Genomic DNA, 12834 nt, shown 5'->3' on the forward strand with positions numbered 1-12834 from the left:
GGCTGATTCACCCCGAGTCAGTCGGCCCGATCTCGAGCGGGTCCTCCCGAACCAGTCCTTCGACGACCGCCGAACCCACTCGAGCGGCGTTGTCGATCGCCAGCGCGAGGCTCGCCGGATCGCCGTCGAAGCTCTCCCGCACGGACTGGCCGGGTGCGGGCCGGTCGTAGTTGGACACGGCACGTACGCTCAGATAGCGGTCGCGCAGGTCGAACCGCTCGAGGGCTCGCGCCGTCGCGGCGTCTTCCATCTGGGTCGTCACGTAGGGCCCGACGCTGTACCGCTCGCAGAGCCAGTCGACCTCGCGTGCGTACCGGGAACCGTGCCAGAACTCGTCGCCGCAGACCGTGGTCCCCCGTTCGATCGTCGGCCCAGCGTCGGGTGCCGCCGGATACTCGCGCTGGTACTCGCGAGCGGCGGCGTCCGCGAGCAGGTCGACGCCTCGAGCGGCCTCGAGGCCGCAGTCGACGACGCCGTCCGCGAGGCGGTGGACGTAGTCCCGCGGGCGGTAGTTGAGGCGGTCGATGGGGCGCTCGTCGGAGCGGTCGGCGTCCGCGGTGGCGGCCGTCGCGTCTCCGGCGTGATCCTCGCCGGCGGTCGGCTCCGCACCGTGTTCGTTGCTGGCAGTCGCGTTCTCGCCGTGATCCCACCGGTGTTTCCGATCCCAGTCGACGACCGTATCTGCGACCGCGACCGACCCGAGGGCCGTCGTTTCGGGCGAGGAGCCAGCGATCCCGCTCGAGACGACGTAGGCTGACTCGAGGTCGATTGTCGGGTTCGCGAGCAACGCAGTAACGGTGGTCGCCGCGTCGCTCTTGCCGATTCCCGTGGTCGTGATGGCGACGTTCGAATCGGTCAGGTAGACCGGGCTGTCGGTACCCGGTATCGCGAGCGCGTCGACGATGTCGGAGCGCTCGAGCCACGGTCGGCGTTCGTCGAGCGGGGCCTCGAACGCGGCGGTGAGGACCAGTGCGACGGGCCGAACGGGTGCCTCCGGTTCGGGACTGCGAGGTTCGGGGAGCGACGTATCGTCCGTAGACATGGCTCGTCCTCGGAAAAAGGGGAGCGAGCCCTTGTCAACCGACCGGTCTCGGGAGGAATTGGGAAGTTGGATGAGGTGCCTGGGAACCTGGAGATTGAACCACTGCCGAAGACGACGGCAACCGCAAAACCTTCGAAACACGGCTTCGTTTTCGAGTCCGTGATCGACGGCGACGACGATGCTGGGGATCTCACGATCGACGACGAAATCGTCGCTCGGGCCCGGATTCACGCGCGCGAGATCCTCGACGAGTACGACCTCGAGATCGATCGCGACGCCCTCGAGTGGACCGTCACCACCCGCGCTCGCCGACGCGCCGGGGCGTGTCGCTGGGACGCGAGCCGCGAGGTGGCGACGATCGTGCTCGCACGACAGGCCTACCAGCGCTACGAGTGGGAGGCGTTCGCGGGCGTCGTCAGACACGAACTCGTCCACGCCTGGGAGTTCCAGCGGTTCGGCGAGTCGGGCCACGGCGAACGGTTTCACGAGCAGGCGGAACGGCTCGAGGCCCCGCGTCACTGCCAGTCGTTTTCGGACCCGCGGTACGTCCTTCGGTGTCTCGGAGACGGCTGTGACTGGCACGCGAACCGCCACCGCGCCTCGAAGCCGGTGAAAGCGCCGGATCAGTACCGCTGTGGCGCCTGTGGCGGGTCGATCGAGGTCAAACACGCGGACAGCGGCCGGACGTGGACGACCGCGAGCGGGTTCGGCGGGACGAAGGCGGCGCTCGGCGACGCGTGGTGAGGCGACTGTATCGTCGGTATCAGTGCCGATCGAGGGCAAAGCGAGGAGCTACCGGAAGACAAGGGCCTGTTGCCGAGAGCGAGCCACGGAACACTTATTCGACTCTGTGGTCCTGTTTCAGCTATGGGGATACTCGACTTGATGCTGGGCCAGTCCGAACCCGGCGAGAAAGGGGTCGAAGGTCGGTCGTACAAGCTGCCGAAGGAGACCCACGACTTCGTCTACCCGATCGCGGTGCGACGAGTTGAACTCGAGGCGTTCGACCAGTTGCTCGAGGCCGAGGCCGACGCGCCTTCGATCGAGGAGAACACTGACGAGCTACAGGCGGTCTTCGACGACGTCCTCGGGGAGACCGAGATCGACGCCGAGGAACTGGCCGAGAAACAGCGCGAGCCGCGGATCGAAACCGAGCGGATCATCGACCACTGGAGCGAGCAACTCGCCGCGGACATCGGCGTCGTCTACGCTCGGCCCGGAACGTATCCGACGCTGCTCTCCTTCGTCAAGCGCTGCAAACAGCGCGACGAGCGGGCCGACGACCCGTTCGCAGTCCCGGAAAGTTTCGGCGACGGTGCCGCCCTGCTCAAGCGACTCGGTAACGCGACCGACGACCAGTATCGCGCGGTCGTTCACACCGATCTGTTGCCGGCCGAGGGGTAAGAGAAAACGATCGTTCGTTCAAACGATCGTCTCGAACGTTTCGAGCGACGAGAGCCGATACGTCGGTTCGTGGCCGCCGTCTCCGAGCTGATCGTGTCCGGTGTCGATCCAGGCCGAATCGATACCCATCGCGTTCGCGCCCGCGATGTCGGCGTGTAACGAATCCCCGACGTGGATCGCGGCGTCGGTCGTGGCGTCGAGTTCCGAAAGCGCGCGCTCGAAGGGTTCCGCGCTCGGTTTCGGATAGATGCCCGCACTCGGTTCCGTAAAGACGCGAACGTCGAACGCGTCCGCGATGCCGAGCGCCTCGAGTTTCTTCGTCTGCGTCGGACGGCCGCCGTTGGTGATGAGTCCGACCTGTCCACAGTCGTGAGCGTACTCGAGCGCCGCTTTCGCACCGGGACGGAACGCAACGGCGGTCGGGTCCTGGAGTTCGAGATAGACGTCCGTGAGCCGCGACGAGACGGCAGGATCGACGTCGACGCGGCTCGCGACCTCGGCAAACAGGTTCTCGTAGAACTCGCGATCGGTTTCGGCGGTCGGCAGCGACGGGATAGCAGCCCGCAGATCCGCGGGCGTACAGAACGGCTCGAGACCGGCCCGGTCGAACGTCGACTCGAGTAGCGTCGCAGCGTCCCGGGTCGGCTCACAGAGTGTGCTGTCGAGATCGAAACAAATCGCATCGTACGCAGCCATCTGGCCGGTCTACGTGCGGGAACGTTCTCAACGTTTCGACTGGTCTGGTGTGTGATAACACGACTGTTTGGCGAGCGACTCGCCGCTGACTCGAGGTGCACGTAATCCACAGCAGTTATTTTTCCTGACAGTCCTGTCCGTGTATGGACGTCGTCAAACGCGTACACATCGTCCCGCTGGGCTACGAGTACGACCGAATTCTCGAGCCGATCCGGAACCAGCGGGCCGACCTCGTCTACCTCCTCGAGGACGTCGGCACGAACGAGGACGCCCGGACGGGAACGGCCGACTACCACGACGAACTCCGGACCGAACTCGAATCGATCGTCCCGGAGTTCAGAACGCGGCTCTGCGACCTGACCGACGTCTACGCTGTCCTCGGCGAGGTGACGACGATCGCCGCGGACCACGCTGACGACAACGTCTCGGTCAACGTCTCCGGCGCGGGGACGATTCCCGCGATCGGCGCGACGATGGCGTGCATGGACGTTTCGACGGACGCGCGGGCCTACTACGTCGAGCCTTCGGCGTACGGTCACGACGGAGAACGCGAACCGGTATCGACCGGCGTTACCGCGACCGAACAGCTTCCGACGTATCCGATCGATTCGCCGACGCCGGATCAGGTCGCGATTATGGGATTTCTGGCCGACCCCGAATCGTGGGACGGCTACCACGAGGCGCGGACCGCGCCGCCCAAGAAAAAAGACCTGATCGAGTACGCTCGAGCGCAGGGACTTTCCTTTATGGCCGATCGACAACCCCCCGCCGGACGCGACAGCGAGGACAAGGGTGCCTTTCGCGTCCTCGATACGCACGTTCTTGATCCGCTCAAGGCTGACGGGTACGTGACGGTCGAATCCGTCGGCCGCCGGCGCGTGGTCGAACTCACCGACCAGGGGGCAAACGCCTACCGGGCGTTCAAGCACAAGCTCGCGGCTGTCGGCGAAGAGGGCGGGTAGCTATCCCGCGGAGAACAGGTGATGTGTGAACGGAATAGCGGCGGCTGACGGTTGCAGGCTCGAGTCGACAGCGATGGATCGGCGGAGGGCCGAAGCAGCGATTACTGGCGGTTGGAGGTTGGAGGGCCGAAGCGTCGATGACTGACAGCCGGAGAGCTGAAGCGAACGGCTGACGGCTGGAGGGCCGTCGTCAACGGGGCCGACGCCGCAGGAACACTCACTCGTCGCGGGCAACCAGCGCGTCGAGCGTTGTTCCCAACCGCGCGAACTCGAGGTCCGCCTCGAGTCGTTCGACGTGAGCTCGAAGCGCCGCTTCGTCGAGACCCCGCTGCTCGAGGTCATCGCGACACTCGTTCGGGTCGGTCGCTCGAGCGAGCAGGATCGGGGCTGCGTCGGCGAGGTACGAGCCGGGAAGCTCGGGGCCAGCGACACTCCCGCGCTCGGCCGCGGCCAGGAGTTCGTGTGCCACGACGAGCCGTCGCCGCAGCGACCGAATCTCCGACTCGGCTGCCGGCGGGCTCAGGTGGCTCGCCAGCAACTCCTCGGCCGCAGTCACTCGATCCGGATCGACGTCGAACAGCGACTCGAGACACGCGGACTCGAGCGGTCGATCGTTTGTCCGACGGCCGGCGAGTCGAACGGCACCGAGGACGGCCGCCGACCGGCCGTACTCGAGGGTCGCCAGTTCGCCGGCGTGATCGAACGCTGCACGGGCGACAGCGGCGACTACGTCGGCGTCAGCCTCGAGCCGACGAATCGCCTCGTCGACCGTCAGTTCGTCGCCCGTCTGGGAGTGTCGCTGACCCATACGCGAAAAGTGACGCTATCGGATATTATTGACTTCTAAGAAAGTAACGATACTACTGATACTATCAATACTATCGTTACTACCGTTCCTTTCGCCCGTTCGAGACGATCATCGATATCGTGAGAGACTGATGTACGTGAGCCCACCCCTTCGAACCGCACGAGTAGTCTCCGACGACTCGCCTCGCCGGCCGAGCGCGTAACTCGGGACCGGAGACTCCGGTTCGTCGAAACGGTGGCCCATCGGGTAGCCGACAGGAGTTCCCTGCGGCATTCGCCACGTTCAAGCCGGTTCCCTTCGACGGTCGATTTATGACGCGATCTGTCTGGGTAAAAGCCGACGACACGGTCGGCGACTGGGACGACCGCCGTGCGCGGATTACCACCGCGCTCGAGGCGGGTGCAGACTGGGTATTGGTCGACGAGGACGACGTTTCCCGCGTGCGCGAACTCGGCGATATCAACGTCGCCGCGTTTCGAACCGACGGCGACGTGACGCTGGTCGACGACATCGAAGACGCCGAAGCCGACGTGGACGAGGTCGACGACGTCGAATCGTCCGCGCGCCCGGACGCCGTTATCGTCGGCAAAGACGGCGAAGGCGACGCGACGATCGATCTCCCCGAAGACTTCTCCGGCTCCGCGGATCTCTCGACCCTTCGCCGCCGCGACGGCGATCTCGAGCGCGGCGCCTACGTGCGCATTCTCGGCCAGGAGTACGAACAGTTCGCCGAAACCGCCGCGGACGAGGCCGATCACACCATCGTCGTCGGCGAGGACTGGACGATCATCCCCCTCGAGAACCTGATCGCCCGGATCGGCGAGGAAACCGATCTCGTCGCCGGCGTGACCAGCGCCGAAGAGGCGAAGACGGCCTTTGAAACCCTCGAGATCGGCGCCGATTCGGTCCTGCTGGACTCGGACGATCCCGACGAAATTCGCCGGACGGTCGAGGTCCGCGACGAGGCCGAACGCGAGTCACTGGACCTCCAGTACGCGACGGTCCTCGACATCGAACGCGTCGGCAGCGCCGATCGGGTCTGTGTCGATACGGGCAGCCTGCTCGAACACGATGAGGGGATGCTGGTCGGGTCGATGGCTCGCGGCCTCGTCTTCGTCCACGGCGAGACCGCCGAGTCTCCCTACGTCGCCTCGCGACCCTTCCGGGTCAACGCGGGTGCCGTCCACGCCTACGTCCGCACGCCCGACGGCGGCACCAAGTACCTCTCGGAACTCCAGAGCGGCGACGAGGTGCAGGTCGTCGACCTCGACGGGAACACCCGCGAAGCGATCGTCGGACGCGTCAAAATCGAGAAACGACCGATGTTCCGCGTCGCCCTCGAAACCGACGACGGCGACCGCGTCGAGACGCTCCTCCAGAACGCGGAGACGATCAAGGTCCCGACCCGAGAGGGACGGACGGCAGTGACCGACCTCGAGGCCGACGACGAACTCCTCTTGTACTACGAAGACACGGCGCGACACTTCGGCGAAGCGGTCGAAGAGAGCATTATCGAAAAGTAACGTCGCCGTCGGTTCGGGAACCAACTGGGCGAAACGCTGGCCGCTATTCCATCCGTACCGATTCTCCGTACACGAGCAGCAACTGTGGGCAAGGCGAGAACGCAGAAGCGTATCAGTTTACGGTCGGGTCGGTTCTTCGCGTTCGGATTGGTCGGCATCCGCAGACTCCGATTCCGGCTCTACGGGCTCGATACGGGTCGTACACCAGTGACAGAACTCGAGGTCTGCGTCGAGTTCCTTGCCGCATTCGGGACAGGACGGCCCCTCGACCGACTCGCCGTTGTTGCTGCCCGGGGGGAACCCCATCGCCCGAAAGGTGGCATCGATGGCCGCAAACAGGACGAGAAACGAGAGCACGAACTGGGAGATCGTATCGGTCTCTGATGTGGCGATATCCATCGCGTCCGATATCGAGCCGGCGGCGGCGATCTGTTCGGTTGGGAAAAATAGCAGGATCGCCGAAATGTAGAGACCTGCAAACACCAGGGCACGGAGCCAGTCCCGGATCAGGGCGTGCCCTGCACCGGGCATGAACACCGAGAGGCCAGCGGCGGCGAGCGCGCGGAGCCATGTCATCGTACGTGGTGATAGGGGACCCCCGCCCTTAACATTCCGATTTCTGTTTTTCGTTACTATCTCGGCTACTCGATCGGCTGTGAGCGGCTTGCCCCGTTCTTAGCCGTTGCAAGGTGTGACGTCTATGGTCCGTTCGATCGTGATCCCGTCGCCGGAGAGCGTGAGGTCGATCGTACTCGGCTCATCGCCGACGGTGTCGCAGGTGACGTCCGCCGTTATCGTCTCGTTCTCGCCGGCGTCGATCGAATCGTTGGCGTTGGTCGATATACCCGCGTCGCTCTCGTCTACCGTCAGATTCAGCGACCTCTCGGCACGGTTCGTCACAGTGATCAGGTCGACCGGCGCTTCCTCGGATCCGTTCTCCGTCGAAACGGACTGCTCGTGGGTCTCGAATCCGACCATCGCCGCATCGTCGTCGACGACTTCGATCTCGACCCCCCGCTCGAGTACGACCGTCGAAACGCCGACGCTCGAGGTGACGAGCAACAGGACACCGAGGAGCGTCACCGCGAGTCCGACTCGGTTCGTCATGGCGGCTTCCCCTCCGATCCGAGTCGGTTGTGTCGCGTATAGTAGGTGTGAGCCACCGCCGACGCGGTGAACATCGCGACGAGTATCGTCGCGAGCGCCAACCCGGAGAGGTCGGCGAACGGATACACCGAGTACCACGTCAGCGCAGTGATCGTCACACCGATCCCCGAGAGCGCGAGATAGCACTGGCTCCACGGAATGTCGTTTTCCGGGACGTACTCGAGGTACATTCGAACGGTGCGTGCGTCCTCGGTGAGCACGACTTCGCCGCGGTTCCGATCGTACTCGATCACCCCTGCATCGGCGAGTTTCGGCAGGTGTGACTGGCGGAGGGCGGTATAGATCCGCTTGCGTTTCTTCCACGGCAGATCCTCGGGCGACGTGTCGTACTCCCAGGCCGAGACCGTATCAACGAGCGTCCGAAGATCGACCCGTTGACCGTCTCGTTGCTTGAGAAAGTGGAGCACCCACCGCCGCCGGCGATTGCTCAACACCGTGAATATTTCGTCGCGCGTCAGTTCCTCGGACTGTCGTCGAGGGTTCTCCCTCGCTGGAACGCTTTCGGTCACCCCATCACCCTTCTATCAACGTACCTGCTACCGCATATGTTAGTTAATTGTAAGCTGTTCCTCGACGACCATTCTGCGAGATCTGGTGTTGGGAAATAAACAGATCCTGTCCAAAATCGACTCGATACCCCATAATTTTACTCGCGGGCTGCCAACAGAGTATTCCGGCTAAATCCGATTGATCGATCCTAATACCTCATTTTCCGACTGCAGTGACCGCCAGCAGTGATCGAAATCGGCCCATAGCAAAACGTGACAGTTCCGTTCGGTGAAACGACGCGCCGCGAGCGGCCGCGTGACGGCACTCGTTATCGCGTCGAGGGGAGCACACATGACACGGACGAACACGGGTGGCTGGACGGTCCTTCGACGAGTACTGCTGCTCAGTATCGGGCTAGGAATCGCGTTGCTCGTGGTCGGACACGTCCTCGGCGTTCCGATGGGGTTGGGATACGTGGAAACGGGGAGTATGGAGCCGACGATGGACGCAGGGGATGGTTTCGTCGCCGTTCCGGCCGCCGTCTCCGGACCGGTCGAGACCGGCGACGTGGTCGTTTACGACGCAAAGGAGATCGAAGGTGGCGGACTCACGACCCACCGCGTGGTCGACGAAACCGAACACGGCTACGTGACCCGCGGAGACGCCAATCCGTTCGCCGATCAGGACAGCGGAGAACCCCACGTCACCGACGGCCAGATCGCCGCGACGGCGCTGCAAGTCAACGGCGAAGTGGTGACGATCCCGCATCTCGGGACGGCCGTGATGGGGCTCGAGAGCGGCCTCGAATCGGCCCAGTGGCGACTCGCGTCGACGCTCGGGACGACGGCGGTGCTCGGTACGCAGGGCCTGTCGTATCTCTTGCTCGGATTCGGGCTCACAATTTTGATCGTCTCGACCGTTCTCGATCGGCGGTCGGTGGCCGACCGATCGCGCTCGCGGACGCGGACGCGAAGTGACGTATTTGATGCGAGACGGCTCGTCCTCGCGATGGGTGTGCTCGTCCTCGTCGTCTCGCTCGGGACGATGGTCGCGATGTCCGACTCGACCGAGATGGGGCTCGTGAGCGCGGAATTCGAGTCGGATCGGCCCGACGTCGTTCCGGCCGGGGAGACCGAGACCCATACCTACGAACTGCAAAACGGCGGCGTGTTACCGGTTACGACCATCGTCGAACCGGCGAGCGAGGGGGTGGCCGTCGGCGAAGGGGACGAGCAAACGACGCTCGGCCACGGGGAGAGCGCGAACCTTTCCGTATCGTACACTGCTCCGCCGGAGACGGGGTACTACCTCCGGTCGCACGTCGAACATAGTTATTTCGCGGTGCTTCCGGCGCCGCTCATCGGCGAGTTGCATTCGATCCATCCCTGGGTGGCGATGGGTGCCGTGTCGGGGACCGTGACCGGACTCGTCGTCGCTCCGTTCGCGCTGCTCGCCGGCGCCGGTGCGATCAGAACCCGCTCGCGGCGACGATCCGACTCCACTGGAGGGCTATTGTGATGACCGTTATGGACGTATTACCAATCCGAATTTCCGATCCGAGGTGTATCGAACGTGATCAGTGACCGAACGGCCGTGCGGCTCCGCGCCGCACTCGACGAGTGGTTCGTCGTCGTCGTCGTGGCGTTGCTCGCGCTCACGCTCGTCGGCGGCTGGGCGGTCTACGGCTCCATGGCCGCGACGGAGACCGACGCTGATCGGGAGTCCGTCGAAACCTGGTCGACCGCCGGCGGCTTCGACCACGGTGTGATCGTCCAGGCGGAGAACGAGGTCTTCCCGGTCGGGACCGAACTCACCGATCGGCCGACCTACTTCACCGAGATTTCGCCCGAGCTCGAGGCGACGTTCCGCTACTGGTACGACGCGCCCGATGGCGACGGTGACGTCGACCTTGAGGTCGTCGCCGAACGGGAAATCCGATCGGTCGACGACGACGGCGTGGAGTACTGGGCGGTCAACGAGACGCTCGCCGAGAGCGGCGAATCGGGCCTCGCACCGGGCGAGGAGCACGCAACCGACGTCAGTCTCGACGTACCGACGACGATGAACGAAACCGACGAGATCGAGGATAGCCTCGGCGGCTCGGCCGGCGAGACCGAGACGGTCGTCGCGGTCACCGTGACGATGTCGGGGACGGTCGACGGCGAGCCCGTCGACCGCGTCGAGACCTACGAACTCGAGGTCGTCGCCGACGGCTCGACGTACGCCGTCGACGGACCCTCGCCCAACGAGGCGGTGACGATGGACACCGCGGCTGCGGAGGACGACGAAGAGGTGACGACCGCCGACTCGTCCGGGTTCCTCGAGACCTACGGCGCTGCACTGCTGGCGCTCGCATCCGTCTGCGCGCTCGGTGTACTCGCGATCGCGCGAACCAACGGGACACTCGCGCCGTCTGCGGCCGAACTCGAGCGCGTGCGCACACAGTACGAACGCGAGGAGTTCGACGACTGGATCTCGAGCGGGTCGTTGCCAGACGAGATTCGGGGACGATCACGGATCGACGTCTCGACGCTCGAGGATCTGGTCGACGTAGCGATCGACTGTGATCGGCGCGTGCTCGAGGATGAACGCGCGGGCGAGTACTACGTGGTGGATGGGGAGTCGTTGTATGTCTATGAGCCGGATGGGGTGAAAGCTGCTAACGAACCACCCGGAGACGAAACAACCGGGAGCACCGATCTCGATTCCGTCCGAACTGACGAGGAAACCGTTCTCGGTGACGACTCGAGTGCGGGCGAGTTCGAACACGGAGACGGGAGCAGTAGCCTCGAGTCGTAAGGACCGTCGGCATTCTTCCGATTTTGGGGGCTGGGACTTGTCGATCGACGTTCAGCGGGTTTCTCGAGGGTCATGACGGATCGATCGGCCGTGATACTCGCCGCCGCACTCGACTGCAGTGGTTCGTTTGCGCGTCTCCTGTCACCGAACCGTCGCCCATCGGCCTCGTAGTCCAGTCGTTAGACAGCTCTCCGGAGTTGGGACTGAGATGGTGAACCCGGCAAAGGGGGCCTGTCGCTGTGATCGTCAGGAACAGACCGTTACAGCAGTGGTTCGGGTGAAGCTACGCACGACGGTACGTGATAACTTCGGATATTTCTATCAGTAGTAGCTTTCAGCTATACGTCGTCATAGAGCCCAAGCCGGCCCTGCAGGCGGTGTGTGTCGAATCTCCTGTCAGTGTATACACAAGGTGGGTACCGTGCATGATGGAAATGCATGCGCTCGGATACAACGTCAACGCCGTCGAGCGACGATCGGTTGGAAATCCGAGTGCACAATAGGTGGTTCAACTATGGAACGACGTAAATTCCTGATCGGTGCAGGGAGTACAACAATCGGAGCAAGTGCTATTGTCGGTTCAGGTGCATTTACGAGTACTGAGATGGATCGGGTCGCTAGCATAGAGGTAGCAGATGACCCTGACGCACTACTAGGACTGGAACCATGTGATGGTCCAAATGGTGATTATGCGCTTTTAGAAGAAGATACACGGGGTCGTGAAAAACTTGAAATTCGTATTGATCCAGACAATCCGAATATTATTGGAGAGGGTGTGAACCCACAATCCGATACATGGATTTGCTGTATATTTACTGTAAAGAACCAGGGTACTCAACCAGTCGAAGTTGGGTTTAATACTGGTGGGGGATCACTTCGATCAAACGCCAGATGGCTTTGGAGTGCCGACGACTCCGTCGTCGATGAATCAAATCCACGACCAGCTGAAACACAAACGGATACTCCCTGCGGTACAGTATATCGACTCGGTACACCTGGCCAAGCATCTCTTCCGACAATTGCTTCAGGGGAAGATTTCACTGTCAATCTACGGATCAACACAGAAGACGATTTCAGTGGCTCTACATCCGGTAAAGTAGAATCAATCACAATTAGGGCAGACGCCGTAGAAGACTGAATATCACATCAGTGGGATAAGCCTTCAAAAGAACACACTTCATATTTTGTATTATGTTACACATCAGTGGTTAATCTCGAGACTAAGTTCTTCAATCTCTCCAAATCGTACTGCCCTGGCGCAGTCGCATCCGCTTCATCCACGGGCGCATACCCAATCTTCGACCCGTAAATAGGCGCGACTACTCGAGTGTGACTCCCCACCTCGCCCATCGCCATCGTCGCCACCCGGTCCCCGTGGGCGGTCAGCTGCTCCGTCGCGGCGAGCAACGCCAGTGTGTCTGTCTTCGATTCCGCGGTCACAGCTAGCTTCGCCACGTCGGCGTGCTTCCCCGCCTCCGTCAACGTCGAGACCATCTCGCCTCGAGTCGGCGTCCCCTCGAAATCATGACTCGAAGCAACCACTGAGACGCCCTGATCACGCGCGGTCCCCAACACGTCCTCGGCGTCACCCTCGAGAATCGCCTCGAGTTCCACGTCGATCGCACCCACAGCATCGAACCGAGTCGCTTCCGCCAACACCTCGAGTCGCGCCACATCGTCCCCGTCCCATTCCCCACCCTCCCATGCGGCCCGGTTCGTCGCGAGAATCGGCAACTCGCCGTCGTAGGTCTCGAGGGCTGCCAGCGGGTTCTCGGCCAGATCCATCCTGAACTCAATCGCATCCGCGTGTTCGCGGGCGGCGGGCTCCTCCCCCAAATCGGCTGTCGATGCGGCGAGAACGAACGAGTCGAAGTTCATGTCGGAGTACTCGTTCGGACCGATAAAAAGGACTCTCATCGAGCAACTACGGGTGCGTTTCGTGCC

At 63.0% G+C, this 12834-nt stretch carries 14 protein-coding genes; 7 read left to right on the forward strand and 7 right to left on the reverse strand.

From position 1 onward, the window contains the following. Positions 1-7 precede the first annotated feature (7 nt). Positions 8-1042 (reverse strand): phosphorylase family protein, encoded by a 1035-nt coding sequence (locus GS429_RS01805; protein WP_160062158.1) that lies wholly within the window; start codon positions 1040-1042, stop codon positions 8-10. 159 nt (positions 1043-1201) lie between these two features. On the opposite strand from GS429_RS01805, the gene GS429_RS01810 reads away from it, so the two are divergent. Both GS429_RS01810 and GS429_RS01815 read left to right on the forward strand, forming a co-directional pair. Beyond that, on the forward strand, positions 1202-1786 hold the full coding sequence (locus tag GS429_RS01810) for a SprT family zinc-dependent metalloprotease (RefSeq protein ID WP_328821194.1): 585 nt from the start codon (positions 1202-1204) through the stop codon (positions 1784-1786). 123 nt (positions 1787-1909) lie between these two features. After that, complete coding sequence (locus tag GS429_RS01815; RefSeq protein WP_160062160.1) at positions 1910-2446, forward strand: hypothetical protein; 537 nt, start codon at positions 1910-1912, stop codon at positions 2444-2446. An 18-nt stretch (positions 2447-2464) separates the two neighbouring features. On the opposite strand, the gene GS429_RS01820 is transcribed toward GS429_RS01815, so the two are convergent. Further along, the gene (locus tag GS429_RS01820; protein WP_160062162.1) at positions 2465-3142 is read right to left on the reverse strand and encodes an HAD family hydrolase; all 678 of its coding nucleotides are present in this window, start codon (positions 3140-3142) and stop codon (positions 2465-2467) included. Positions 3143-3285: 143 nt separating this feature from the next. Between GS429_RS01820 and GS429_RS01825 the strand changes: the two genes are divergently transcribed. Continuing rightward, complete coding sequence (locus tag GS429_RS01825) at positions 3286-4104, forward strand: HFX_2341 family transcriptional regulator domain-containing protein (protein WP_160062164.1); 819 nt, start codon at positions 3286-3288, stop codon at positions 4102-4104. Between the two features lie 217 nt (positions 4105-4321). On the opposite strand, the gene GS429_RS01830 is transcribed toward GS429_RS01825, so the two are convergent. After that, positions 4322-4912, reverse strand: coding sequence for a hypothetical protein (locus GS429_RS01830; RefSeq protein WP_160062166.1), 591 nt, complete (start codon positions 4910-4912; stop codon positions 4322-4324). A 311-nt stretch (positions 4913-5223) separates the two neighbouring features. On the opposite strand from GS429_RS01830, the gene GS429_RS01835 reads away from it, so the two are divergent. Next, positions 5224-6435, forward strand: coding sequence for a 3-dehydroquinate synthase II (locus tag GS429_RS01835; protein WP_160062168.1), 1212 nt, complete (start codon positions 5224-5226; stop codon positions 6433-6435). A gap of 117 nt (positions 6436-6552) precedes the next feature. Here the strand turns inward: GS429_RS01835 and GS429_RS01840 are convergent, their stop codons facing one another. From GS429_RS01840 to GS429_RS01850, 3 genes are all read right to left on the reverse strand, one after another. Beyond that, positions 6553-7011: a zinc ribbon domain-containing protein gene (locus GS429_RS01840; RefSeq protein WP_160062170.1), complete on the reverse strand. Its 459-nt coding sequence runs from the start codon at positions 7009-7011 to the stop codon at positions 6553-6555. Positions 7012-7110: 99 nt separating this feature from the next. Continuing rightward, positions 7111-7542 carry a hypothetical protein gene (locus GS429_RS01845; RefSeq protein WP_160062172.1) on the reverse strand — a complete coding sequence of 144 codons (432 nt, stop codon included), beginning with the start codon at positions 7540-7542 and terminating at the stop codon, positions 7111-7113. Further along, on the reverse strand, positions 7539-8111 hold the full coding sequence (locus GS429_RS01850; protein WP_328821188.1) for a DUF7344 domain-containing protein: 573 nt from the start codon (positions 8109-8111) through the stop codon (positions 7539-7541). The genes GS429_RS01845 and GS429_RS01850 overlap by 4 nt, the downstream gene beginning before the upstream one ends. Before the next feature lie 331 nt (positions 8112-8442). Between GS429_RS01850 and GS429_RS01855 the strand changes: the two genes are divergently transcribed. From GS429_RS01855 to GS429_RS01865, 3 genes are all read left to right on the forward strand, one after another. Continuing rightward, entirely contained in the window at positions 8443-9609 is a 1167-nt protein-coding gene (locus GS429_RS01855; RefSeq protein ID WP_160062174.1) for a S26 family signal peptidase, read from the forward strand. A gap of 54 nt (positions 9610-9663) precedes the next feature. After that, complete coding sequence (locus GS429_RS01860) at positions 9664-10890, forward strand: DUF5305 domain-containing protein (protein WP_328821189.1); 1227 nt, start codon at positions 9664-9666, stop codon at positions 10888-10890. A 514-nt stretch (positions 10891-11404) separates the two neighbouring features. Next, positions 11405-12028, forward strand: coding sequence for a hypothetical protein (locus GS429_RS01865; protein WP_160062175.1), 624 nt, complete (start codon positions 11405-11407; stop codon positions 12026-12028). A gap of 56 nt (positions 12029-12084) precedes the next feature. On the opposite strand, the gene GS429_RS01870 is transcribed toward GS429_RS01865, so the two are convergent. Continuing rightward, positions 12085-12768, reverse strand: coding sequence for a type I 3-dehydroquinate dehydratase (locus GS429_RS01870; protein WP_160062176.1), 684 nt, complete (start codon positions 12766-12768; stop codon positions 12085-12087). Between the last annotated feature and the right edge of the window lie 66 nt (positions 12769-12834).

The organism is Natronorubrum halalkaliphilum (assembly GCF_009834785.1).
Taxonomy (GTDB): Archaea; Halobacteriota; Halobacteria; order Halobacteriales; family Natrialbaceae; genus Natronorubrum; species Natronorubrum halalkaliphilum.

What these genes read in the sequence shown, in the direction of transcription:
- GS429_RS01855 (WP_160062174.1), top strand. Translation starts at nt 8,443, where the DNA reads ATGACACGGACGAACACGGGTGGCTGGACGGTCCTTCGACGAGTACTG.
- GS429_RS01825 (WP_160062164.1), top strand. Translation starts at nt 3,286, where the DNA reads ATGGACGTCGTCAAACGCGTACACATCGTCCCGCTGGGCTACGAGTAC.
- GS429_RS01865 (WP_160062175.1), top strand. Translation starts at nt 11,405, where the DNA reads ATGGAACGACGTAAATTCCTGATCGGTGCAGGGAGTACAACAATCGGA.
- GS429_RS01840 (WP_160062170.1), bottom strand. Translation starts at nt 7,011, where the DNA reads ATGACATGGCTCCGCGCGCTCGCCGCCGCTGGCCTCTCGGTGTTCATG.
- GS429_RS01830 (WP_160062166.1), bottom strand. Translation starts at nt 4,912, where the DNA reads ATGGGTCAGCGACACTCCCAGACGGGCGACGAACTGACGGTCGACGAG.
- GS429_RS01815 (WP_160062160.1), top strand. Translation starts at nt 1,910, where the DNA reads ATGGGGATACTCGACTTGATGCTGGGCCAGTCCGAACCCGGCGAGAAA.
- GS429_RS01870 (WP_160062176.1), bottom strand. Translation starts at nt 12,768, where the DNA reads ATGAACTTCGACTCGTTCGTTCTCGCCGCATCGACAGCCGATTTGGGG.
- GS429_RS01820 (WP_160062162.1), bottom strand. Translation starts at nt 3,142, where the DNA reads ATGGCTGCGTACGATGCGATTTGTTTCGATCTCGACAGCACACTCTGT.
- GS429_RS01835 (WP_160062168.1), top strand. Translation starts at nt 5,224, where the DNA reads ATGACGCGATCTGTCTGGGTAAAAGCCGACGACACGGTCGGCGACTGG.
- GS429_RS01805 (WP_160062158.1), bottom strand. Translation starts at nt 1,042, where the DNA reads ATGTCTACGGACGATACGTCGCTCCCCGAACCTCGCAGTCCCGAACCG.
- GS429_RS01845 (WP_160062172.1), bottom strand. Translation starts at nt 7,542, where the DNA reads ATGACGAACCGAGTCGGACTCGCGGTGACGCTCCTCGGTGTCCTGTTG.